The 24,326-nt window shown below is 70.1% G+C and carries 17 protein-coding genes; 4 read left to right on the plus strand and 13 right to left on the minus strand.

Annotation, left to right across the window (positions count from 1 at the left end):
• Positions 1-24: 24 nt before the first annotated feature.
• Entirely contained in the window at positions 25-1,305 is a 1,281-nt protein-coding gene (locus tag SALPAC6_RS0112790) for an ABC transporter substrate-binding protein (RefSeq protein WP_018253808.1), read from the minus strand.
• Between the two features lie 191 nt (positions 1,306-1,496).
• On the opposite strand from SALPAC6_RS0112790, the gene SALPAC6_RS0112795 reads away from it, so the two are divergent.
• Positions 1,497-2,516 carry a LacI family DNA-binding transcriptional regulator gene (locus tag SALPAC6_RS0112795; RefSeq protein WP_018253809.1) on the plus strand — a complete coding sequence of 340 codons (1,020 nt, stop codon included), beginning with the start codon at positions 1,497-1,499 and terminating at the stop codon, positions 2,514-2,516.
• A 99-nt stretch (positions 2,517-2,615) separates the two neighbouring features.
• A complete protein-coding gene (locus SALPAC6_RS0112800) occupies positions 2,616-3,848 on the plus strand; it encodes a glycoside hydrolase 5 family protein (protein ID WP_026189622.1) in 1,233 nt (410 codons plus the stop codon).
• A 73-nt stretch (positions 3,849-3,921) separates the two neighbouring features.
• On the opposite strand, the gene SALPAC6_RS0112805 is transcribed toward SALPAC6_RS0112800, so the two are convergent.
• On the minus strand, positions 3,922-4,935 hold the full coding sequence (locus SALPAC6_RS0112805) for an SDR family oxidoreductase (RefSeq protein ID WP_026189623.1): 1,014 nt from the start codon (positions 4,933-4,935) through the stop codon (positions 3,922-3,924).
• A gap of 171 nt (positions 4,936-5,106) precedes the next feature.
• Here SALPAC6_RS0112805 and SALPAC6_RS0112810 point away from each other — a divergent pair, with 171 nt between their 5' ends.
• Complete coding sequence (locus SALPAC6_RS0112810) at positions 5,107-6,894, plus strand: glycoside hydrolase family 15 protein (RefSeq protein ID WP_026189624.1); 1,788 nt, start codon at positions 5,107-5,109, stop codon at positions 6,892-6,894.
• A gap of 15 nt (positions 6,895-6,909) precedes the next feature.
• Here the strand turns inward: SALPAC6_RS0112810 and SALPAC6_RS0112815 are convergent, their stop codons facing one another.
• The 10 genes from SALPAC6_RS0112815 to SALPAC6_RS0112865 form a co-directional block, all read right to left on the minus strand.
• The gene (locus SALPAC6_RS0112815) at positions 6,910-7,314 is read right to left on the minus strand and encodes a hypothetical protein (RefSeq protein ID WP_018253813.1); all 405 of its coding nucleotides are present in this window, start codon (positions 7,312-7,314) and stop codon (positions 6,910-6,912) included.
• Positions 7,315-7,348: 34 nt separating this feature from the next.
• Positions 7,349-10,462 (minus strand): FAD-binding and (Fe-S)-binding domain-containing protein, encoded by a 3,114-nt coding sequence (locus SALPAC6_RS0112820; protein ID WP_018253814.1) that lies wholly within the window; start codon positions 10,460-10,462, stop codon positions 7,349-7,351.
• A 245-nt stretch (positions 10,463-10,707) separates the two neighbouring features.
• Complete coding sequence (locus tag SALPAC6_RS0112825; RefSeq protein WP_026189625.1) at positions 10,708-12,411, minus strand: RCC1 domain-containing protein; 1,704 nt, start codon at positions 12,409-12,411, stop codon at positions 10,708-10,710.
• A 245-nt stretch (positions 12,412-12,656) separates the two neighbouring features.
• Positions 12,657-13,490 (minus strand): SDR family oxidoreductase, encoded by an 834-nt coding sequence (locus tag SALPAC6_RS0112830; protein ID WP_018253816.1) that lies wholly within the window; start codon positions 13,488-13,490, stop codon positions 12,657-12,659.
• A gap of 37 nt (positions 13,491-13,527) precedes the next feature.
• Positions 13,528-15,246 carry an RCC1 domain-containing protein gene (locus SALPAC6_RS0112835; protein ID WP_018253817.1) on the minus strand — a complete coding sequence of 573 codons (1,719 nt, stop codon included), beginning with the start codon at positions 15,244-15,246 and terminating at the stop codon, positions 13,528-13,530.
• A gap of 58 nt (positions 15,247-15,304) precedes the next feature.
• Entirely contained in the window at positions 15,305-16,810 is a 1,506-nt protein-coding gene (locus SALPAC6_RS0112840; protein WP_018253818.1) for an MFS transporter, read from the minus strand.
• A gap of 100 nt (positions 16,811-16,910) precedes the next feature.
• Entirely contained in the window at positions 16,911-17,573 is a 663-nt protein-coding gene (locus SALPAC6_RS25855) for a hypothetical protein (RefSeq protein ID WP_018253819.1), read from the minus strand.
• On the minus strand, positions 17,548-17,946 hold the full coding sequence (locus SALPAC6_RS0112850) for a PadR family transcriptional regulator (RefSeq protein WP_018253820.1): 399 nt from the start codon (positions 17,944-17,946) through the stop codon (positions 17,548-17,550). Before SALPAC6_RS0112850 ends, SALPAC6_RS25855 begins: the two co-directional genes overlap by 26 nt.
• 195 nt (positions 17,947-18,141) lie before the next feature.
• Positions 18,142-19,935 carry an AMP-dependent synthetase/ligase gene (locus tag SALPAC6_RS0112855; protein WP_018253821.1) on the minus strand — a complete coding sequence of 598 codons (1,794 nt, stop codon included), beginning with the start codon at positions 19,933-19,935 and terminating at the stop codon, positions 18,142-18,144.
• 1,136 nt (positions 19,936-21,071) lie between these two features.
• Positions 21,072-21,674, minus strand: coding sequence for a TetR/AcrR family transcriptional regulator (locus SALPAC6_RS0112865; RefSeq protein ID WP_026189626.1), 603 nt, complete (start codon positions 21,672-21,674; stop codon positions 21,072-21,074).
• A gap of 107 nt (positions 21,675-21,781) precedes the next feature.
• Here SALPAC6_RS0112865 and SALPAC6_RS0112870 point away from each other — a divergent pair, with 107 nt between their 5' ends.
• Positions 21,782-23,377, plus strand: a complete 1,596-nt coding sequence (locus tag SALPAC6_RS0112870; protein WP_020493583.1) for an FAD-dependent monooxygenase — start codon at positions 21,782-21,784, stop codon at positions 23,375-23,377.
• A gap of 182 nt (positions 23,378-23,559) precedes the next feature.
• On the opposite strand, the gene SALPAC6_RS0112875 is transcribed toward SALPAC6_RS0112870, so the two are convergent.
• Positions 23,560-24,231, minus strand: a complete 672-nt coding sequence (locus tag SALPAC6_RS0112875; protein ID WP_020493584.1) for a TetR/AcrR family transcriptional regulator — start codon at positions 24,229-24,231, stop codon at positions 23,560-23,562.
• Positions 24,232-24,326 lie beyond the last annotated feature (95 nt).

Here is a 24,326-nt window from a genome sequence, read left to right on the forward strand (position 1 = left end):
GTCTGACCGGCCCGGCCGGACCGATCAGTTGTTGAGCAGTTCGTTGCACTTCTCGACTGCCTTGTCCAGCGCCTGCTGCGAGGTGATCTCCCCGCTGATCGCGAGGGAGAACTGCTGATTGATGAAGTCGGTCATCCCCTGGTCGACGATGACTGGCTTCAACAGCTCCGCCTCAGCCAGCGAGGTGAAGGCGATCTTCTTCGCGTCCCCGGCGTTGGTGCCGTCGCTCTCGCTGAACTGCGGATCCTCAGCGGAGACAACTGTACTCGGGAAGATGCCGGGCACGACCTCAGCGAAGGCCGCCTGGTTCTCCGCGTTGGTCACCCAACGGGCGAGGGCGATGGCCGCGGGCAGGTTGTCGCTGCCCTTCGCCACCGACAGCCCCTGGGTGTACAGCGGCGGGGTGCCGATCGCCGGTGACGCGATGATCTTCTCGGCCAGCGACGGGTTGTCGACCTTGATGGTGTTGATCGAGTTACCGCCACCGGTGGTCCAGGCGACCTGCTGCTTCTTGAACAGCTCCATGTTGCCGAGGTAGGCGTCGGTCAGCACGTTGCGGGGCAGGAGCCCCTCGGCGAACGCGTCCCGGTAGGTGTCGAGGACCGCCGCGGCCTCGGGGGTGTTGAAGACGAACTCCTTGCCGTCTGCCGAGAGGATGTCGACTCCGGCCTGGGTCAGGTCCTCGACGCTGGGCATCCGGCTCAGCAGGTGGACCTTGCCGTCGGACTCCTCCTTGACGATCCGGGCCTGGGCGACCAGTTCCTCAATCGTGGTCGGGAGCTTGGTTTCGTCCAACCCGTACTGGGACAGCAGCTCCGTGTTCCAGAAGTTCACGTCGGTGTTGAGGTACCACGGGTAGCCGTAGACCCCGGTCTGACCGGCGTACTCGTAGGAGGCGACGGCGCCCGCGACGTACTCCTCACGGAGTTTGTCGTCGGCCTGGTCGACGTCGAGCAGCAACCCCTGCTCGGCGAGGGGCAGGGCGAAGTCCGGTGGGAGGTTCGTCACGTCGGGCAGCTCATTGCTGGCCGCCTGGCTGAGCACCTTCTCCGAGTAACCGTCACCGGGCTGGTCCAGCCACTTGACGGTCGTTCCCGGGTACTTCTCCTCAAAGCCGTCGATAACACCCTGCATGTAATCGGTGAACTTGGGCTTCAGGGCCCAGGTCTGCAGGGTGACAGTGCCTTTGACCTCGCCGGTGATGTCGACCTGGTCATCGCTGGAGTCCGTACCGGACAGCCCGCATCCCGCCAGCGCCGTCAACACGGCCGACGACAGGGCAAGCCCGGCCAAGCGTGTTCGCATCTCTCTCCGCCCCTAACTTTTAGTCAGCCGGCCACCCCGTCGGATCGGGCGTGTCCGGTGCTCACAGGCGATCCGCCGGCAATGATAAACCGGTCTAGTGAACGGACTATCCCCCCGGTTAGAATCACGTGTCAAGAGCGGCCTACCGACCGTCGCTTCTCGGTAGCCGCGTGGAGGGAGAGCGTCGCCAGATGCAGCGACCGACAATCGCCGACATCGCCCGGCAGGCCGGGGTCTCCAAGGGCGCCGTCTCGTTCGCGCTCAACGGCCGGCCCGGCGTCAGCGAGGCCACCCGGGCCCGCATCCTCCGGGTGGCCGAGGAGATCAACTGGCGCCCACACAGTGCGGCGCGGGCCCTCGGCGGAGCCCGAGCCGACGCCGTCGGGCTGGTGATCGCGCGCCCCGCGCGGACCCTCGGGGTGGAGCCCTTCTTCGCTCGCCTCCTCTCCGGTCTCCAGGCGGAGTTCTCCAGTCAGTCGATCGCGCTGCACCTGATGATCGTCGAGGACACCCGAGCGGAGATCGAGATCTACCGGAGCTGGGTCTCCGAACGCCGGGTGGACGGCCTAATGCTGATCGACCTGAAGGTTCGTGACCCACGCATCGCCGTGGTGGAGCAGCTCAAGATCCCGGCCGTCGTGGTCGGCGGGCCGGGCCGACACGGACGCGTCTCCTCGGTCTGGGCCGACGACCGGGCGGCGATGCTCTCGGCGGTGGAGTACCTCGCTGTACTCGGCCACACCCGGATCGCCCACGTGTCGGGGCTACCCGAGTTTCAGCACACCCAGCGCCGCTCCCGGGCGTTGCGGGACGCCGCCACCCGGCTGACGCTCCCCCGCGCCCGGTCACTGCACACCGACTTCAGCGACGCCCAGGGCGCGGCAGCCACTCGTAAGCTGCTCGCCGGGGCCGGCCGCCCAACGGCGATCATCTACGACAGCGACCTGATGGCGGTCGCCGGGCTGGGCGTCGCGCTGGAGATGGGGGTCGCCGTCCCACACGACCTATCGATCATCTCCTTCGACGACTCGGTGTTGGCCCAGCTCACCCACCCCTCCCTCACCGCGCTGTCCCGCGACACCTACCGCTTCGGCGTGCAGGCGGCCCAGGCCATGATGGCGGTCCTGGCCGACCCCACGAAGACGAAGAACCACAAGACCGAGACGCCACGGCTGATCGCGCGGGAGAGCACCTCACCGACCCGCAGCTAGGACTCGGGTGTCGATACTCGCGTGTCGAGCAATACTCAGGGTGTCGAATAAATCGGTTAAGCATCCCCCCTGCGCCTGGCTATCCACATGGAGGACCCTTTGATCACCAATGCCCGTACGCTGCCCCACCGAAGGTTCCGCCTCGGCGCCAACTACGTACCGTCCGACGGCTGGTTCTACAGCTGGCTCGACTTCTCGGCTGACGCGGCCCGCCGCGACCTCGAGGACCTGGCGAGTATCGGCCTGGACCACGTACGCGTCTTCCCGATCTGGCCATGGATCCAACCCAACCGCGCGCTCCTGCGCCAACGACCAATCGACGACCTGCTCTCGTTGATCGACGTAGCGGCGGAGTTCGACCTCGGGGTCTCGGTCGACCTGCTCCAGGGGCATCTGTCCAGCTTCGACTTCCTGCCCTCCTGGGTGCTTACCTGGCACCAGAGCAGCATCTTCACCGACCGGACGGCACGCGACGGCATCAGCGAGTACGTCCGGCGACTCAGCACCGAGGTCGCGACGCGCCCCAACGTCTTCGCCATCACCCTCGGCAACGAGGTCAACAACCTCTGGCCCGCCAACCCCACCACCCCCGATGCCTCCCACGAGTGGGCGGCGGAGCTACTCGAGGTGGTCCGCGCCGCAGCGCCCGACGCGCTCCACCTGCACTCCGTCTTCGACGACGCGTGGTACGCCCCCGATCACCCCTTCCACCCCGCCGAGGCGGTCGAGCTGGGCGATCTGACCACGGTGCACTCCTGGGTGTTCAACGGCACCTCGCTCATCGATGGGCCGCTCGGGCCGGCCACCACCTCACACGCCGACTACCTGCTGGAGCTCGCCGCCTCGAGCGCCCCCGACCCGACCCGCCCGGTGTGGCTGCAGGAGGTCGGGGTGCCCCGGCCGGACGTACCGGCGGAGCAGGCCGGTGAATTCGTCGCGCGCACCCTGGCGACGGTGGCCAGCAACCCGGCGCTGTGGGGCGTCACCTGGTGGTCCTCGCACGACATCGATCGTCGCCTCGCCGACTTCCCGGACCGGGAATACGATCTGGGTCTGTTCACCGTGGACCACCGGCCGAAGCCGGCCGCGCTCGCCCTGGCCGAGTTCGCCCGCGACACCGCGGCCCACCCGGCGGCCCTGGCTCGACCAGCGCTGGTGGCGCCGATCAACCCGCTCCAGGAGCCCGCACGGCGGGCGGAGGTCGCGCCGGGGAGCGCGTTCCACCGGGAGTGGGTGCAGGCCCGGCAGACCGAACCCACCGCGATCGTCACCCCGGACCGGGCGACCGACGAGGGCCACCGCACCGCCCGCGGCCTCGCCCCGGTCCGCTAACCGGGACCCGACGGCCCGGGTCGGGTCAGCGCCACAGGCGGCTACGGCCGTCGGCGCTGACCCGGCCGGCCGCTCAGGTACGACGCCAGGCGAGCAGGCCGACGAGCAGCCCTGCCGCCCCCGCCACCGACACCATCCGGTGCCGGGACAGCCACGCCTGTGGGCTGTGCCGCAGCGACCGATCGGTGAACGCGCCGTGCGCGCCGAAGTCGTGGCCGCCGGGCCCATCCGCCGGCTGCCACAGGTTCACCGGCTGATCCGGGCCGACCGGCTGGTCGGTCTGCTGCGAGTCGTACCCCGTCCGGCCCAGGTAGCGATCCAGCAGCCCCGGCACCAGCCGGTTCCCGAGAACGGTCAGGACGGTGGGCGTCCCCACCCAGTACGCTCGCCGCTGCGGCCGGGCAGCAGCGGCGACGATGGAGCGGGCAGCGACCTCCGGCTCGTAGATGGGCGGCACCGGCTGGGCGTGCCGCGGCAGCCGGGACAGCAGCCACGAGAACTGTGGGGTGTTCATCGCCGGTAGGTGCACCATGGTGACCTTGACGTTGCTCTTGTCGTGCAGCAACTCACAACGGAGCGACTCGGTGAACCCGACGATGGCGTGCTTGGCCCCACAGTAGGCGGCCTGCAGGGGAATTCCCCGGTACGCCAGCGCCGATCCGACCTGCACGATGGCACCCCGGTCCCGCGGGACCATGTGATCCAGGGCCACCCGGGTGCCATAGACGTAGCCGAGGTAGGCGACCTCGGTGGTCCGGCGGAACTCCTCGGGCCGAATCTGCTGGAAGGGCGCGAAGACCGAACTGAACGCCACATTGATCCACACGTCGATCGGCCCCAGTTCGTCCTCGACCCGCTGGCCGGCGGCGGCGACCTGGTGGTAGTCGGCCATGTCGACCTCGATCGGCACGGCGTGGCCGCCAGCGGCGCGGACATCTTCGGCCGCGGCGTCGAGACCGGCACGACCGCGGGCCAACAGGGCGATCGTGATCCCCGGCCGCGCCAGCTGCCGTACGGTGGCCCGCCCGACCCCGCCGCTGGCACCCGTGACCACCGCCACCTGAATATCCCGTAGCCCGCGCCCCATCCGCGCCACCTCCCGTAACGGGTTGACCTGCTCCGGTTCTACTCGGGTCAGCACGCTGTCTACCCGGCCCCGGTCGAGATACTCGGCGGGCGGGGTGTGGGCACCGCGGACGTCGGCGACCGCGGGTGTGGGGCGCCGCCGAACGGGTACCGGGGACGGGGAGGTGCTGCCGTGGCCCGCAACGAACGGACCGGTCGAGCCGAGGCGCCGCACCAGCATTCACCGACCGTGCTCCGGGAGTACGCCCTGCTCGCCGACGGCCAACGGGCGGCGTTGGTCGGCCCGGACGGAAACATCGTCTGGCTCTGCGCCCCCGGGTGGGCCGACCCACCGCTGTTCAGCAGCCTGCTCGGCGGCCGGGGCAGCTACCTGGTGACCCCGACGAACCCGCGCTTTGTCTGGGGTGGCCAGTACGAGCCCGAATCGCTGATCTGGATCAACAGGTGGGTGACCACCGACGGCATCATCGTCACCCGGGAGGCCCTGGCGTTCCCCGGCGACCAGCGACGGGTGGTCCTGCTCCGCCAGGTCCACGCCCTGGACCAGGACGCGGCGGTCCGGGTGCGGCTCGACCCCCGGGCGGACTTCGGTCGAGCGCGGATCCACCAAATACGGCAGGACGGTCGGCTGTGGCACGCCCGCACCGGCGACCTGTACCTGCGACACCACTGCGACCAGCCCCTCGAATCCGACGCCGAGGGGACGCTCGGCGGCGAACTGCGGGTGCCCGCCGGGGGGCGGATTGATCTGGTGTTGGAGATCTCCACCCAGCCACTCGAGGAGGCGCCGCCCGACCCCGCCGAGCTGTGGCGGATCACGGAAACATCCTGGCGGAACGTGCTGCAACCGCTGACCCACGGCACCGCGGGACGAGACGCGGTCTTCGCCTACACCGTGCTACGTGGGCTGACCCGGCCCGGCGGTGGGATGGTCGCCGCGGTGACCACGGGGCTGCCGGAGCGGGCGCTCGCCGGCCGCAACTACGACTACCGGTACGCCTGGATCCGCGACCAGTCATTCGCCGGGCAGGCCGGCGCCCTGATCGGTCGGCACGACCTCCTCGACGATGCGGTGCGGTTCCTCACCGACCGGGTCCTCGCTGAGGGCGATCGGCTCGCTCCCGCCTACACCGTTGACGGCGACCCCGTACCGCCGGAAGAGGAGCTGACGTTTCTGCCCGGCTATCCGGGAGCCACGTCCCGGACCGGTAACTGGGTCCGAGGGCAGTTCCAGCTGGACGCCTACGGCGACGTACTGATGGTCCTGGCGACCGCCGCCGACCGGGGACGCCTGGAGGCCACCTCCTGGCAGGCGCTGACCGTCGCCGCCGAGGCCATCGAGAAGTGCTGGCGGTCGCCCGACTCGGGCATCTGGGAACTTCCGGCCCGGCAGTGGACGCACTCGAAGCTGACCTGTGTGGCCGGGCTGCGCGCGGCGGCCCGGGTCGCGCCGGGCGGACTGGCCGGCCGGTGGGCCTCCCTCGCCGACACGATCCTCGCCGAGACCACCGCGCACGGCCTGCACCCCTCCGGACGCTGGCAGCGTGCCTACGACGATCCCCGGGTTGACTCGGCGTTGCTGCTGCCGGGAATCCGCGGCGCTCTCCCCGAGGGGGATCCCCGGACCGAGGCGACCCGTCGGGCCGTCCTGAACGAGCTCCAGCAGGACGGCTACCTGTACCGGTTTCGACCCGACCGCCGGCCGCTGGGGGACGCCGAAGGGGCCTTCCTGCTCTGCGGTTTCGCCGCGGCGCTCGCCGAGTGGCAGGCCGGCGACGCCGTCGCCGCGAACCGGTGGTTCGAACGCAACCGGGCGGGGTGCGGCCCACCGGGACTCTTCACCGAGGAGTTCGACGTGGCGCAGCGGCAGCTGCGGGGCAACCTACCGCAGGCCTTCGTGCACGCGCTGATGCTCGAAACCGCCGTACGCCTCGGGCACGCCGCTCCCTGCGCCGACTAGGCCGCCCCGCCCGCTTCACCGGCGGCCGCGGGCGCCCGCCCGACTCGCGGCGACACCGTCGTGGACGGTCCAGCCGGTGGCGATGGCGGCGTCAGTCACCGCGAGGCGGCGCCGTCGCCGGTCAGCGATGAGCGCCACCGCGGTCAACGCGTGCAGCCCGTCGGCGACCGCACCGAGCCGGAACGCCTCCGGCGTCGGCCAGCGGAGCAGTACCGCAGCCTGCACCAGATGCCGGACTCCGAGCACCCGCAGGATCGCCGACGGGGTCGAGCCCGGGTGGCCGCCCATCGCCCGCAACACCCGACCGGGCGCGGCCAGGAGCAGCCCGCCCCAGACCAACCGCGTCAGCTCCCCCACCGCGGCCGTCGCAGTCAGCTCCCCCACGCCCGCGGTCGGGATCGACGCCCGTCTCGCTGCCATCGTCTCGCCCCTCCCTCTGGTGCCGGACCCACCCTCACCACAGCCGCCGCGACCCTGGCCTGCCCCGCCACCGCGCCTTCGCCCCGGCCAGGGCGACCACCGGGGCGAGCGCGGCCAGGCCGACCAACCCGACCGCGGCCAGCCGGGCTCGCCGGGACGGCGGCGGTGGCCGGCTCCCCCACCGCTGTTCCGGCCGGGACCGCACCGACTCGCCGCGCAACCCGGCCCGCAGCAGCTCGGCCAGGTGAATCGCCGAGCGACCACCAGCGGCGCTCTGCTCGACCTGGGTGCGGCAACTGAACCCGTCAGCGAGCAGCACATCGGTCTCGGCAGCGTCCCGAACAGCGGGCAGGAGCGCCCGCTCGGCACACGCCGTGGAGACCTCGTAGTGCCCCCGCTCGAAGCCGAAGTTGCCGGCCAGACCACAACAGCCCGAATCCAGAACGTCGGCTCGCACCCCGGCGCTGGTGAGCACCGCCTGATCAGCGGCGGTACCCAGGACGGCGTGCTGGTGGCAGTGGGTCTGGATCAGCGCGTGTGCCGGCAGCCGCGGCGGCTGCCAGCCGGGGCTGTGCTCATGAAGTAGCTCGGCCAGGGTGACCGTCTGCTGGCGGAGGCGGGTGATGTCCTCGTCGTCCGGGAAGAGTTCGTGGGCGTCGCTGCGGAACACGGCCGTACAGCTCGGCTCCAGACCAACCACCCGGGTGCCCGCCCGCAGGTGCGGCCGAAGGACCGCAACAGTACGCCGCAGCACCCGCTTGGCGACACCGAGCTGACCGGTGGAGACCCAGGTCAACCCGCAGCAGACCGGCTCCTCCGGAACCCGGACCCGCCAGCCGGCGGACTCCAGCACCTCGACGGCGGCCTGGGCCACCCCGGGATGAAACCGGTTGGTGAAGGTGTCCGGCCAGAGCAGAACCTCGCCGCGGTGGCCGTCCCCAGCCGGGGACCGGTTGGCGAACCACCGCTGGAAGCTCTGGGCGGCGAAGGTCGGCATGGCGCGCCGCTGGTCGATGCCGCCCGCGACCTTGGCGAGCCGGCCCAGACCGGGTGCCTGGGTGAGGGCGTTCACCACCCCGGGTGCGACTCCGGCGACCGCTGCCAGCACCGGCAGCCACCCCATCGAGTAGTGCGCGCGAGGACGGGGCCGACCGGCGTAGTGGTGGGACAGGAACTCCGCCTTGTAGGTCGCCATGTCCACGTTCACCGGACAGTCGGCCTTGCAGCCCTTGCAGGCCAGGCAGAGGTCGAGGGCGTCCCGGACGGCGGTGGAGCGCCACCCGTCGTCGATGCTGCCGCCCCGGGCGCCGCCGTCGAGCATCTCGAAGAGCAGCCGCGCGCGACCCCGCGTGGAGTGCTCCTCCTCCCGGGTCACCATGTAGGACGGACACATCACGTCACCGTCGTGCCGGCGGCACTTGCCCACTCCGACACAGCGAAGCACGGCGTTGGCGAAGCTACCCTGGTCGTCGGGGTAGGCGAAGGTGGTCCGCACCGGGCCGTGGTCATAGTTGACGCCCAACCGCAGGTGGCTGTCGAGCGGATAGGGTGAGACCGTCTTACCCGGATTCATCCGGTCGTCCGGGTCAAAGATCGCCTTGAGCTGGCCGAACGCACGCATGAGGCGGCCACCGTACATCCTCGGCAGCAGCTCGCCCCGGGCCTGGCCATCCCCGTGCTCGCCGGAGAGAGATCCGCCGTAGGAGACGACCAGGTCAGCCGCCCGCTCCAGAAAGGAGCGGAACCGGCGCACCCCGTCGGCGGTGTTCAGCTCGAACGGAATGCGGGTGTGCACACATCCCTGCCCGAAGTGGCCGTACAGCGAAGCCTGGCCAAGGCCGTACTCGTCGAGGAGCCGGCGCAGATCCCGCAGGTAGTCGCCGAGCTTCTCCGGGGCGACCGCCGAGTCCTCCCAGCCCGGCCAGGTGCGCTCGGCGCCGCGTACCTGTGCCGTCGCCCCCAGGGATGACTCCCGGACCTGCCACATCTGCGCTTCGTGGGTCGGGTCGGTGAACTCGTGCACGGTCCCCGCGCCGCCGTCGCGGACGGCGGCGATCAACCGGCTGGCGGCGGCACGCGCCTGCCCTGGCGTCTCCCCGCCCATCTGGATCATCAACCAGGCGCCGCCCTCGGGGATCTCCCGGAGCCCCGCGGACTGCTGGCGTGTGCGCCGCTCGTCCGCGACCAGCCGGTGGTCGATGCCCTCCAGCGTGACCGGTCGGTGCGCCAGCACCCGCATGACATCGTCACCCGCCGCGGCGATGTCCGGATAGTTGACAAAGACCAGGGCGGACGCCTTGACCACGGGCACCAGCCGCAGCCGCGCCCGGAGAATGGTGACCAGCGTGCCCTCGGAGCCGACCAGGGCCTGCGCGAGGTGGAAGCCCTTCTCCGGCAGGAGGCTGTCGAGGTTGTACCCGGAGACCCGGCGCGGAATGTGCGGATAGCGGGTACGGATGTCGGCCAGGTACTCCTCGCGCAGCGCCCGCAGCTGCCGGTAGATCTCGGCCGGCCGACCGCCGCGGAGCTGGATCTCGGCGTACTGCTCGTCGGTGGTCTCACCGACCCAGATCCGCGTGCCGTCGTAGAGCAGGACCTCCAGCTCGACGATGTTGTCGACCACCTTGCCGGTCCGCTGGGCGGTGGCTCCGCAGGAGTTGTTGCCGAGCATCCCGCCCAGGGTGCAACGGCTGTGGGTAGCCGGGCGGGGGCCGTACTCCAACCCGGTCGACGCGAGCTGGGCGTTGAGCGAGTCCAGGACGATGCCGGGCTCCACCAGGCAGGTCCGCGCCTGCGGATCTACCTCCAGCAGGAGGTGGCAGTACTTCGACCAGTCCAGCACGACGGCGGTGTTGGTGCACTGCCCGGCCAGGCTGGTACCACCACCCCGGGAGACCAGCGGCGCCTGGTGCCGACAGCACACCGCGACCGCCGCCACCCCCGCCTCGATCGTCCGGGGCAGCACCACCCCGAGCGGCACCTGCCGGTAGTTGGAGGAGTCGGTGGAGTAGGCGGCCCGGGAACCGACATCGAACCGGATCTCCCCGTCCACCTCCGCCCGAAGGTCCGCGACGAGCGCCGCCAGGTCGACCTCCGGTGCCGGCCCGGGTGCGCGTACGACAGGGTGGGGCAGCAGGACGTCACTCACGGCCGCCGCTCCCGCCGCCGTTGGGCCCACCTCTGCCCTACTCTCCCCACCACGCTCACCGCCCGGTTCTTGCCGAGTTGACGCAATTCCCGCGCCGGGGTACCCGGGCGAGGGCACCGGTAAACCCACCTCCCCGACGTTCTCCGCACCACCGGGAGCAGCGGCTGAACTCAGGTCGTCCGGAAGCTGGTGGCTGTCCCGACCGAACTCCCCGCGACCCCGCCCCGCCGGAAGGGGCCGGGGCGTCAGTACGGGTGACGTGCTGGCCGACGCTGACGGGTGCGGTGGAGCAGGGTGGCGCCGCCGAGGATCAGCAGGGCGGCCGCACCGAGCAGGGTGGGCAGGTTGGGTCCGGTGGTGGGCAGTTCGGGGGGTTCGTCAATGGTGACGGTGGTGCCCTCGGACTGACTGTTGGGGCAGACGCCGGTGGAGCTGGTGTAGTCGGCGGTGAGGGTGTTGGCACCGGCGGGGAGCCGGGCGGTGTGGATGGCGGTGTTGGTGCTGTCCAGCGGCACGGTGGCGAGGTCGGTGTCGTTGGTGCGGAACGTGACGCTGCCGGTCGGATCTCCGGCGTTGCAGGTGACGGTGGCGGTGAGGGTGACATCCTGATCCGCGGTCGGGTCCGGCGGCGAGACCCGCAGCGCCGTGGCGGAGGCCGCCTGGAGCGTGGGCAGGGCGAGATTGTGGTCGTTGCCGACGGCGATCGTGTCCAGGGTGGTGCCGGTGGGCAGACTGACCGCCACGGGGGTGGCGCTGTCGGTGGTGGTCCCGTCCCCCAAGTGCCCCTGCGAGTTGACGCCCCAGGCCAGGGCGGTGCCGTCGGTGGCTATCGCCACATTGTGGTCGCTGTCGCGACTGGCGATGGCGGTGAGCCGGGTGCCGACGGGAAGACTGACCGAGACCGGTTCGCTGCTGTCGGCGGTGTCGCTGTTCCCCAGTTGCCCCCGCTGGTTGCTGCCCCAGGCGAGAGCGGTTCCGTCGGAGGTCAGCACCGCGCTGTGCATACGGCCGGCGGCGACCGCGGTGGCCTCGGTGCCGGCGGGCAGGACGGCGGTGACGGGTACGAGGCTGTCCGTGGTGGTGCCGTCGCCGAGTTGGCCGCGAGAATTGCTGCCCCAGGCCAGGGCGGCGCCGTCGGCGGTCAACGCCAGGCTGTGGTCGCCGCCGCCGGCGATGGCGGTGACGATGGGGCCGGGTGGCAGCGCAACGGCGACCGGGGTGCTGCGGCCGAAGACGGTTCCGTCACCCAGCTGGCCTTCGCTGTTTGCCCCCCAGGCGAGCAGGGCCGCTGGCCCGGTCGCGGTCAGGACCAGATTGTGGTCGCGGCCCGCGGCGAGGGCGGCGACCACGGTCCCCGATGGCAGGTGTACCGCGATGGGCGTACTACTGCTGGTAACCGTGCCGTTGCCGAGCTGGCCGGAGTCGTTGGCACCCCAGGCGAGGAGGGATCCGGTGGAGGTCAACGCCACGCTGTGGTTGGCGCCGACGGCGACGGCGACGACCCGGACACCCGCGGGCAGGCGCACCGGGACGGGCTCGCCGCTGCTCACGGTGGTCCCGTTACCGAGCTGACCGTCGTGGTTGCTGCCCCAGGCGAGGAGGGTGCCAGCGGAGGTCAACGCCAGACTGTGGCGTTCGCCGGCAGCGACGGCGGCGACCGTGGTGTTAGCCGGCAGGCGCACCGCGAGCGGCTCGCTGCTGTTGTCCGTGGTCCCGTCGCCGAGCTGACCCCCGGCGTTCCCACCCCAGGCGAAGATCGTGTCTGAGATGGCGGAGGTCGATGTGGGTTGGTGGTGCGCCGATCCCGGTTGGTGGCGCGCGGACGCGGACGATCCGCCGACCATCGGCGAGAACGCCACTGCCAGCGCGAGGGCGAACCAACCGGCGACCGCACGTCGCACCGGCTGCGCCCCGCCGCCCCGGCCACGCCGCTGGCAGAATCCCTGCATCACACCCACCTCCGAGCGCACGTTCCTCCACTAATAGGACAGAAGCCATTATTAGTGACCTATTGTCGAATCGACGCGCAGAAACGCCAGCCACCATGGCCCTGGTCGATGCACCGATCGCACTACCAGCCCACCGGTGTCCACCGGCCGAAACCAGCTCGCCCGCCCGGAGCATCAGCTCACGCGCCACCGCACGACGGTGACAGCAGGTGCGGCCGGCTGTTGTTCGCCGCCACCGCCACCGGTTAGGCAGCGGTAGAGGCCAGGAACGTACGGGCACCGCGGAGCTGGGTGGTCAGTTTCGACTGGGTCTCGGTGCAGTCGAGACGGACCCGGACCGGACCAGGAACGGTGGTGTCGGCCCGCCGGCCAGCGGGCAGGACCGTGTCGTCGAGCCCATCGCGGCGGGCGATGAGCCGGCCGAGTTCGTAGCGGCTGAGCGCATCGGCGCCAGCGACGTGGTGAATTCCGGCGTACCCGGAATCGGCCAGCTCCAGAAGCGCCGCGGCCAGGTCCGTGACGTGGATCGGGCAGCGCAGGTCGTCGGTGAAGAGGACACCACGGGTGGGGTCGGCGGCGAGGGCGTGCACCAACCTCTCCGTGGAAGAGCTACCACCAGCTCCAATGATCAACGAGGTACGAGCGATGACGGCACTCGGATCGAGGCCCCTGGTCGCCGTCTCCACCGCGGCCTTGGCCGCACCGTACGGGCTGATCGGGTCGGGGCTGGCCGTCTCGTCGTAGCGTTCCGCCGCGCCGGAGAAGACCGCATCACTGGAGACCTGCACCAGACGGGCCCCGTTGGCGGCCGCGGCGGCAGCCACGTGCATGCCGCCGTCGGCGGTGGTGACCCAGTCATCCTGTTGGTAGGCAACATTGATGATCGCCGCAGGCCGAAGCTGGTGCACCAGGGCGACGACCTCGTCGCGGCGTCGGATGTCGAGCCTTCGCCAGTCCACCCCCGCTACCGCCGCCGCCTGACGGTGGAAGGTCGCCGCCACCTGACCGCCGGTTCGCCGCGCCTGGCGGACGAGCTCTCGGCCCAGCAGCCCGCTACCGCCCACCACGAGAAGGTCCATGGGCCGCAATGTTGCCTGATGCCGCTACCTGGCTACCTCAGTGGTGGGTCGACCGGTGGCGGCGGGTGAGGTAGATGAAGCTGGCCCCGACAAGGATGAGCAGGACGGCGGCGCCGAGCAGGCTGGGCAGGCTGGCCCCGGTGATGGGCAGATCAGGGTCAGTCGGATCGGTGGGATCACTCGGATCGGTCGGGTCGGTGGGGCTGGTCGAATCGGTGACGGTGACGGTGGTGGCCGCGGACTGACTGCTGGGGCAGACGGTGGTGGTGCTGGTGTACTCGGCGCTGAGGGTGTTGGCACCGGCGGGGAGCCGGGTGGTGTGGGTGGCGATGTTGGTGGTGTCAGTCGACACGGTGGCGAGATCGGTGCCGTTGGTACGGAACGTGACGCTGCCGGTCGGGTCTCCGAGGTCGCAGGTGACGGTGGCGGTGAGCGTGACGTCCTGATCCGCGGTCAGGTCCGACGGCGTGACCTGCAAGGTCGTGGCGGAGCTTCCTTGCTGAGCCGGCAGGGCCAGGCTGTGGTCGCTGCCGACGGCGGTGGCGGTCAGGGTGATACCGGTGGGCAGGGCAACGGCCACCGGTGTGCTGGAGTCGTTGATGGTTCCATCCCCGAGCTGGCCAAAGACATTGCCACCCCAGGCGAGGGCGGTGCCGTCGGTGGCTATCACCAGGGTGTGGTCGCTGTCGCGGGAGGCGATGGTGGTGAACGTGGTGCCCGTGGGCAGGCTGACATCGAGAGGTTCGTTGCTGCTGCTGGTGCTTCCGTTTCCGAGTTGTCCGGCGCTGTTGTCCCCCCAGGCGAAAGCCGTGCCGGCCGAGGTCAGGGCGGCACTGTGGATGCGGCCGGCCACCACGGCGGCGACGTCGGCGCCGAGGGGCAGTGCGACGCCGACCGGCGCGCTCCGGTTGGTGGTGGTCCCGTCCCCGAGTTGACCGAAATTGTTGTAACCCCAGGCGAGGGCGGTGCCGGTGGAGGTGACCGCCAGGCTATGGGCGCGGCCGGCCGCGATGGCAGTGACCTCGGTGCCGGAGGGCAGGGCGACACTGGCCGGCGTGCTCCGATTGATGATGGTCCCGTCGCCCAGCTGACCGAGGTTGTTCAGCCCCCAGCCGAACGCGGCGCCAGCGGAGGTCACCGCCAGGCTGTGGTTTTCGGCGGCGGCGACAGCAGTGGCCGTGGCACCGGACGGCAGGATCGCCTCGACAGGCGTGGTACGCCTGGTCACGCTCCCGTCCCCAAGCTGACCGAAGCCGTTGCCGCCCCAGGAGAGGACGGTGCCGGCCGAGGTCAGTGCCACGCTGTGGACGCCGCCGGCGGCGATGGCGGTAGCCGTGGTGCCCGACGGCAGGCTCACCTCGACGGGCGCGCCACGGTCGATCAGGGTCCCGTCCCCGAGCTGACCAAAGTGGTTGGCACCCCAGGCGAGGACCGTGCCGGCCGAGGTCAACGCCAGGCTGTGATAGCGACCGGCGGCGACAGCGGTGACCGTGACGCCCAGCGGCAGGCTCACCGCGATCGGCGCGTTGCTTCCGGTGGTGCTTCCGTTACCGAGCTGCCCATTGTCGTTCCTCCCCCAGGCGAGGAGGAATTGCGACGCGGCCGTCGATCCGGGCTGGTGCTGCGCCAACGCGGGCGACACACCGATCGTCTGCGTTACCGTCACCGCCAGCGCAAGGCAGAACCACCCGACGAGAGTGCGTCCTGCCCGGTGCCCTCCGGCACCCCGACCCAGCCGCTGACAGAACCCCTGCATCGCGTACGCCTCCGCGCAGTGAAGTACCGCAAGGAGGACAGCTGCTGCTACTGGTTGCCTATCCCTCAATGCGGGCAGAAACACCTCTACCGCCAGGACCAACGCCCGGTCGTACGTCGAGGTTGTTGGTCACCGCGGAGAGACGGCCGGCCTCAGCCACAGGACGGTCGGCCTCGGCCAGCTCCGGGGTGGGTGCACTCCGGCTTGAGCCGACCGGTCGGCTGCGGTGCCGTGGCGAGCGGGCCACCCGAAGGCCTGCCCCAGCTCCGGACAGGGCCAGCACGGCAGCCACCCCGACCGCGGCCAGCGGCACCCAACCCTCGATAGCGGCGGCGCCGGCCGCAGCACCAACGGCTGCGCCGAGCTGAATGGCAGCCCCGGTCCAGGACTGCGTCTCCGCCTCGGTACCCGACGGCGCCAGATCCCCCGCACCGCCGTACAGGGCGACGAAGGTGGGCCCGATGAAGAGACCGACCAGGAGACACCCAGCCACCACCAGCCCCAGCGGCAGTCGACCGGCCACCGCCAGGGCCACACACGCGAGGGCAAGCCCCAGGAGCAGGACGGGCAACCGAGGTACCCACCTGCTACGCAGCGCCCCAACGGCCAGTCCACCGACGATGCTGCCCGCCGACAGGAGGCTGACCAGAGCGGCGCCAGCCGACCGACCAGCCACTGCGGGGAGGGCGATCTGCACGGCGTGCAACGCCGCGGAGAAGAGGCAGGCGACGAGCAGCAGCCAGCGCAGGGGCGCCAGCACAAGCGGCCCGAACCAGTGCCGCGCGCCGCCGGTGCCCCGCTCCGACTCCTGGCTCGCGCCCCCCGCAGCCGACTCCCGGCGGGTGCCCACCAACGGCTGCCGGTGGATGTCCGCCAACGGCTGCCGGTGGATGTCCGCCAGCGGCTGCCGGTGGGTGTACCCGGCCTGACCCCGGCTGACTCCCCGGGCTGGTTCCCGGCCGGCCTGCGCCCGAAGGAGCAGGACCGTCGCCAGCGCGCTCGAGCCGCTGGAAACCACCAACCCAGCCATCGGCGCCACGGTTAGAGTCAGCAGACCAACCAGGGCTGGTCCGAGGACGAAGGCGAGATCCGTGAGCACCGCGTCGAGCGCCAGCGCGCTCCGCAGATTCTCCGGCTGCGACAGCCTGCGCCACATGACCCGCGACAGCACCCCGACCGGCGGCATCGACACGTTCGCCACGAGCGCCGGCCCGAAGGTGGCCAGTACCGGCCCGTGTAGCCCTTCGTTGACCGACAATGCCGCCACGGAACCCACGTGCACGGCCAGGATGGGCCACAGGACCCGCTTGTCACCAAACCGGTCGAGCAGCCGCCCACGGAGGGGCGCCGCGATACCGCCGAGCGCGGCGACCGCGACCACCAGCGCGGCGACACCATAGGAGCGACCGGCCGAGACCGCGTAGAGCAGCGCGAAGGAAAACATGCCGGCTTGAAGCTTGCTGGCGGCGGCACCCGCCAACCGGACCCGGAAGCCGGATTCGGCCCCGAGGCTGCGGTAGCCGTACCGGGTCGGTGGTCGCGGAACAGCCATCACGCCCGCCATTGTGCCGGCGCCGCCCCTTCGCCCGTCGCCCCACGGCTCGTACCGCGCCCCACCACCCCGCCGCGCGCGACTCCTGCCGACCGGGTGCGGACTCGTGGGCTCAGGTACCCGGGGCAGTCACAGTCCAATATCGGGCCAGCGCCGTTGCGGCGAGAAAGCCCGCCAGGACAATCGCCACCTCGACCCCGATCGCGAGTGGGTTGAACGCATAGCCGAGCGCCCAGCCGACCACGGCCGCAGCCGCGGTGGACACCGCGAGCGCCGGCGGCAGGAGTAGGGCCATCCGCGCCACGGTGTGTTGGATCCGGGGCGCGTCACGCTGGGCAACCCGCACGGCGAGGATGGCACCGGCCACCACGGCCACCACGACGCTGCCATACATGACGGCGGGGCCCAGCAGGGTTGGCATGTGCACGTCGGGCGACAGATCGAATGCCGTCGTGAACACATCGTGCAGGCCGAGAACCAGGGCCCAGCCCAGGATGAAGGAGACCACCCCGCCTACGGTCGCCGCGCCAAGGATCTGGCCGTACCGGGGCGGGGTCCGCTCCACGCCGGCTTCCTCGGCGATCCGGTGGGCGAATTCGGTGGGGTCAGAGCCGAGCAGCTCCGCCGGATCGAACCCGTCGGCGGCGGCCGCCTCGAGCTCGCCGCGCAGGTCAGCCGCGAGCGTCACCCGGTCGCGACGGTTGATCCCGAGAGTGCGCCACTCTCGGTCGGCGGTGGCGAGGAGGCCGTCAACGGCTGGGATCAGCGTGCTCATGGTCGTCTCCTGGTTTCGGTGAACGGATGGCGAGGGTCGTGTTCACCACGTCGGCGAAGTGCACCCACTGCTCGCGCCAGACCTGCAGCCGATCGCGGCCGGTGTCGGTGAGGCGATAGACCTTGCGGGGTGGGCCACTGGAACTGGGTTGCAGCACATTGGCGACGAGACCCAAGCGGTGCAGGCGAGTGATCAATGGATAGACGGTGCCGTAGCTGACCGTGCCGAATCCGGCGGTGTCCAGTCTTCGGACGAGTTCGTAGCCGTGGGCCGGCTCGGCTGCAAGCAGCGCGAGCAGGCACATGTCCAGGCAGCCACGCAGTAGCTGGGCCTGCCGCTCGGCCGCATCATCCGATCGATCTGCCGCTATCATGCACCACATAATACGGCCAGTACTATGTGTCGTCTACTACTACGCCGTTGAACGTCGGTCGCCTGCCACCCGTTACTGGCGGCGAGGCGAATCGTGGTGTCACCCGGGGCCTCGTTACCGGGAGCACGAACCCCGGAAGGCCCTGGCGCGTGACGTGGCACGCGCAGGGCCTTCCGGGGTACGGCCAGGGGTGGGTCAGTCGTACAGCTCGGCCACCTCGTCGGCGAAGTCCGCCATGATCACCTTGCGACGCATCTTCAGGGACGGCGTCAGGTGGCCGGACTCCACGGTGAACTCGCTGGGGAGCACGCGGAACCGACGTACCGCCTCGGCCGTGGACACCGCCGCGTTGCCCTCGTCCACGGCGCGTTGCAGCTCCTGCAGGAGGTCAGGATCATTGGCCAGCTCCGCGGGGGTGGCGTCGGCCGGCTTGCCCGCGCTGGTCTTCCAGTGCTCCAGGTACTCCGAGTCAATGGTGATGAGCGCGGCGATGTACTTCTGCCCCTCCCCCACCACGAGCGCCTGGGCGACCAGGGGGGAGGAGGCGATGCGATCCTCGATCATGCTGGGGGACACGTTCTTGCCCCCGCTGGTCACCAGGATCTCCTTCTTGCGGCCGGTGATCCGCAGGTGACCGTGGTCGTCGAACTCTCCGATATCGCCGGTGCGGAACCAGCCGTCCTCGGTGAAGGCCTCGGCGTTGGCCGCCTCGTTGTTCCAGTAGCCCGTGAACACCGGGCCGCCAGTGCACTGCACCTCACCGTCCTCGCCGATTCGCATCCGCACGCTCGGCACCACCCGGCCCACCGTCCCCGGCCGGAAGGATTCCAGCGAGTTGACCGTGACCGCCGCACTGGTTTCGGTGAGTCCGTAGCCCTCGAACACCGTAATGCCGCAGCCCCGGTAGAAGTGCGTCAGGCGCTCCCCCAACGCCGCTCCCCCGGAGATGACGTAGCGCAGGTCTCCGCCCAGGGCCGCACGGAACTTGCTGTACACCAGTCGATCGAAGAGGGCATGGCGTAGGCGCAGGCCCAGACCGGGCTTCCGCGCTTCCGAGTAGGCGATCGCCGTCGCTGCCGCGGTGTCGAAGATTTTGCCCTTGCCACCTTCGTACGCCTTGCGTCGGGCGCTGTTGTACGCCTTTTCCAACACGTAGGGAACCGAGAGCAGGAAGGTCGGCTTGTAGCTGGCCAGCTCCGCGGGAACCTGCTTCACGTCGGAGCAGTGCGCCAGGGGGGTCCGCGCCACCATGGCGCCAACCTGCACCATCCGGCCGAAGACGTGGGCAAGGGGCAGGAAGAGCAGAGTCGAGGCGGGAATGTCGCCCACCGGCCCGAACATGGTGCGCAGCAGGGCGACCGAGTTGCCGGAGCCGGCGAGCAGGTTGGCGTGGCTGAGAGTGCAGCCCTTGGGCATCCCGGTGGTGCCCGAGGTGTAGATGATCGTGGCAATGTCCTCCGGCTGGACGGCCTTCCGACGTTCGTCCACCACGGCCGGTTCGACCGCGGAACCCGCGCCCCGTAGCTCCTCCACCGCCCCGGCATCGAGCTGCCAGACATGCCGCAATGCGGGGAGACTGCCCCGCATTTCCTGGACCACGTCCTCGTGCGTCGCATTCTCGACCACGACCGCCACCGCACCCGAGTCGCTGAGAATCCACTCGATCTGCTCGAGTGAGGAGGTCAGATAAATCGGGACGGGTGACGCACCGATTGTCCAGAGGGCGAAGTCCGTGAGCGACCACTCGTACCGATTACTGGAGAGCAGGCCGACCCGGTCCCCGCGCTCGACCCCCTTGGCGATCAAACCACGGGCCAGGTCGGTGACCTCGGTGAAGAACGTCGCGGCGCTGACCGGTTCCCAACGGTCCCCGACCTTACGGTGAAACACCGGCGCATCCGGCTCCTCGGCGGCGTTACCCGCGACGAGGTCAGCGAGCCCGCCCTTCTCCGGCACCACGTATAGCGGCGGCGATGTCGACTCCCGCACCCGATCCTCCAATATTCAGTGGCGGCGGTCGCCGTTGCTGACATCAGGGGAACCGGCCGCCCAGCCTGTTTAGAGATTTCAGAGATCCGACAGTGGCGCGTCACCGGACTCAACGCAGACAGCCCGGCATTACTGGGAAGACCACAAACAAGCCGGCGGGAACGATCTGCTGCGCCCCACCAACCGCGCATTCACGTTAACCGAATTCTTGGCTAACGGGAAGGTCTGTTCGGCGTCACTCTCCACCCACCAGGGCAGTCCACACACCGGCAGGTCACCTCGGGTGGCCCATACGGCGCGGCCGCCCACTCCCAAAACAGAACCCGTCGGGGCAGACCACCATTACCAGGGACAACTTGTCGAGCGCCCTCCGCCACCGAGCCAACTCCCCCATCGGCGACACCCGACGGCGAGGTGGCCCGCGACGTAGGGCGGGTAGCGCGACGGCGGCCAGCGAGCAGTCGATGAGCTGCACGATGATGGCCGCGACGCCTCGGGCGCGCCCGTTCTGCACCTCGGCTTATGACCGACGGCATCCGGATCAACTCCGAAGCCCGAAGCAGCCCGTTCCAGCGCACGCTGCCGCACACGGGCATGAGTTCGGAGTACCAGGTGTAGACATCGTTCTCCTCCGCCTGGGCGGCCTTCACACCACCGATGGCATGCGCGGCGCCATGACGGATCAGCTCCACGCCCCTCAATGTCCGATACCGGATATTGATCTCCGTCGGCCCAGCGACCGACATGTCGACCCCGCCCCAACCCTGTGGGGCTGCGCAGGCCCTTGATCATACGTGGCCAGATGAGGGCTCCGCCTCCGCCGGACAGACCCTTTACCCTATCTTTCACGTCTTTTGGTGCTCATCCAGGAAGCCCGGAGCGCGGTATGGCGTGAGCGAGGCGGCATACAGGTCATAGATAGACCGATCCCGGGCGGCCACGGCTGCCAGCACAATGAACGGATTCAGGGAAAAGCGAGTGTGAAGGTCTTTAACAAGCCACCCCTGAGGTGTGGCAATCAGGTCAGGGCTCTACCGCAGATGCTCCTCAGTGGCGTGCGCAAGGTTGGCGAACATCTCGCGATGAGGGATTCTGTGACGACATGGCGCCACGCTAGCGATCGCTCACCATCAACGCTATTCCGTCGCGGCGCCGCCGAGCCTACCGCTGATCAACGCTCGGGCAGCCTGGCCGTACGAGTCGGCGTCGAGGCGGGGATCCCAGGAGCGTTGCAAGATGAAGCCCTGAATGATTGAGATCAGGACCTGTGCCGCAGCGTCCGCGTCGATGTGGACGCCGTTGTCGCCGCAGCCGGCCTCGATGCTCTCCCGAAGCGCGGCGCGAGCCCGCAGCAGCCCTTCCTGCATCCGCTCGGCGAGGGCTGGATCGCGCAGCGCCTCCCCCCATGCCTGCACCGCCAGCCGCATCCGCTCGTCGATCTGCTCGAGGGCGAGCAACGCGCGTGGGAGCGTAGTCAACAGGTCGGCGACGGGGCGACCGGCCTGGACACCGTCGCGGACCACCGTCTCGATCACGCCGATCGCCTCCAGGGAGATCGCCATGACGATGTCGTTCTTGGTGCGGAAGTAGCGGTAGACGGCACCGAACGACAGGCCGGACTCATCCACCACGTCCTGCATGGAGGTGCGGTGGAAGCCGTCGCGGGCGAAGCGGGTGGCGGCGGCCGACAGGATCTGCCGGCGGCGGGCAGCACGGTGGTCTTCGGAGACTCTCGGCATCCGCTCATCGTAAAGCGAGCACTCGCTCTTGACGGTGCCCAGCGGCAGGCGCACCCTAAAGAAGAGCGAGCGCTCGCTTTTATAGCATCGGTAGAGAGGTGCACGACATGCCACACCCACAGGTGCTGATCGTCGGGGCCGGCCCCACCGGTCTGGTCCTCGCCGCCCAACTGAACCGACTCGGTGTCGACACCCGGATCATCGACAAACACGCCGCCCCGCTGGAGCTGACCAAATCCGCCGCGCTACACGCCCGCACGCTGGAGCACCTCCGTGACCTCGGGGTGGCCGACCGGATCCTCGCCGAAGGGCAGCGGGTCGACGTGCTCACCCTGCGGACGAGCCACCGCGACCGCCTCAGCGTCGACTTCCGCGTGCTCGACAACACGGCGTACCCGCACCTGGTCGACATCCCGCAGTACCGCACCGAGCAGATTCTCATCGACCACCTGACCCGGCACGGCGTTACGCTGCACCGCAACACCACCCTGGTCGGCCTCACCTCGACCGACAGTGGAGTCACCGCCACCCTCACCACGCCGAACGGCGACACCGAAACCCTGACCGCACAATGGGTCGTCGGCTGCGACGGCGCGCACAGCACGGTTCGGGACCTGCTCGGGATCGACTTCGACGGCACCACCTACAGCGATCCGTGGGTGCTCTGCGATGCGGTGGTCGACTGGCCGTTGCCGCGCAACGAGATGACCTTCTCCAGTGACGACAACGGGATCTACGGCGTCTTCCCCCTACCCGGGCAACGGCGGTTCCGGCTGGCGTACACCCAGACCATCGACGCCACCGGCCGACCGGTACCACCCACCCGCAACGACGCGCAGGCGGCCCTGTCCCGGACCGGTATCCCCGCCACCATCGAGTCCACCGACCGGTTCTGGACCTTCAACCTGGCCCGCAAGCAGGCGACCAGCTACCGCGTGGGTCGCGTCTTCCTGGCCGGCGACGCAGCGCATGTCCACACCCCGTTCGGCGGCCAAGGGCTCAACCTCGGCGTCGCCGACGCGATCAACCTGGGCTGGAAACTCGCCGCGGTGATCGCCGGCTGGGCCCCGACCGCGCTACTCGACAGCTACCAGGCCGAACGGCATCGGATCGGTCAACAGGTCGTCCGCTTCACCCACCTCGGCGCGGAGGCGATGCTGTTGCGGGGCGACCCGCGCCGGCACCTGCGCGACCTGGTGCTGGCCGGGCTACAGGCCAACGCACCGGCCCGTCGACTACTCGCCCACCGACTGTCCCAACTCGCCCACAGCTACCGCGGCACCGCCGGAGTGACCGGCCGCAAGGGCGGACTGCACGGTGGCGACCGCCTGCCCGACCCGATGCTGTTCGACGGGATCACCCACCAGCCGCAGCGCCTACACGACCGCCTCGCCACCGACCGCCACACCCTCCTGCTGACCGCGCCGAAGCCCGACCCGACCCTGCCCACACAGATCAACACGCTGACCGACACGCTGGCCCGCCGCTGGCCCGGCGCGGTGGAGTTGCGGCTGCTGACCCCGGCCTGGCAGGTGGCCCAGGCCGTAGGCGCCCCGGTTCCGGTCCTCCTCGACCGGGGCCGTACCGCCCAGAAGCTGTACGACGCCGGCGCCGCGGCCTTCGTGATCCGGCCGGACCGGCACATCGGCTACGCCGGCCCACCGAAGCCGACACGAATCGAGCGATACCTATCTGGCTCATAGGCGGCACCCCGAGCCGACTTCACGCCCGCCGCCGTGGCGGCACCGAGGTGTTGTCACCCAAGTTCGGCACCCGCCGTCCTTGCTGACGCAGCGCCAAGTCATCGCGTGGCCGTGCTGAAGATACTGCCGCTGGCGCTCCATGGGCGGGCGCCCGGCGTGATCCAGCCGGGGTCGCCTCGGTGCTACGGCAGCGTCGTGAGTAGGCGTTGCAGAGCGTTCGTGGCCCAGTCCCGCCATCGCGTGTGTGCCCAGCCCTGGTGGTGCACGAGCAGGTGGTATGTCTCGGGGCTGAGGATGGCCAGTGCGGTGTCGGCGGCCGCGTCGACGGCCATGTCGGCGGGCAGCGGCGTCTTGCGGGCCAACGCTTCGGCGAAGACGCGTTGCACGGTGAGCCGCTGCCGAAGATTGGTCGCCCACACCTCGGCTAGTTCGGCGTCGATGGTGGCAGCGCTGCGCACGACGTCCAACAGTGGCGCGGCGCGCCGATAGACGTCTGCGGCGCCGGCGACCTGCCGGCGGATCTGCCCGCGTGGGTCCGGATCAGCGAGCGCGTCACGCACCCAGGGCCGCTCGAGTGTGGGAACGGGTTCGTCGTCACCGGCGATGGCCAGGTCGAGGGCCGCGGTGAGGATGGCCCGCTTGGTGCCGAAGCTGTAGTAGACGCTCTGCTCGCTCACGCCGGCCCTGGCGGCGATGGCCGCGATGCTGGTGCTGCTGTAGCCGGCAGTGGTGAACAGCTCGGTGGCCGCCGCGGTGATGCGCGTCCGGGTGGACCGGGATCGCGCGGTCCTGCCGTCCTCGGGTGGCGTCTTCACGGCTGGTTGCTGGCGGTTGCGGTGTGGTGTTTCGCTCACACCATTGACTATAGCTCCACTACAAAAACATTCTTGTAGTGTGACTACCAAAACTTGGGGCCGAGGTGGGCTCGCCGCGCTGCTGCTGCTCACCT

This window comes from Salinispora mooreana, assembly GCF_000379065.1.
GTDB classification, from domain to species: Bacteria; Actinomycetota; Actinomycetes; order Mycobacteriales; family Micromonosporaceae; genus Micromonospora; species Micromonospora mooreana.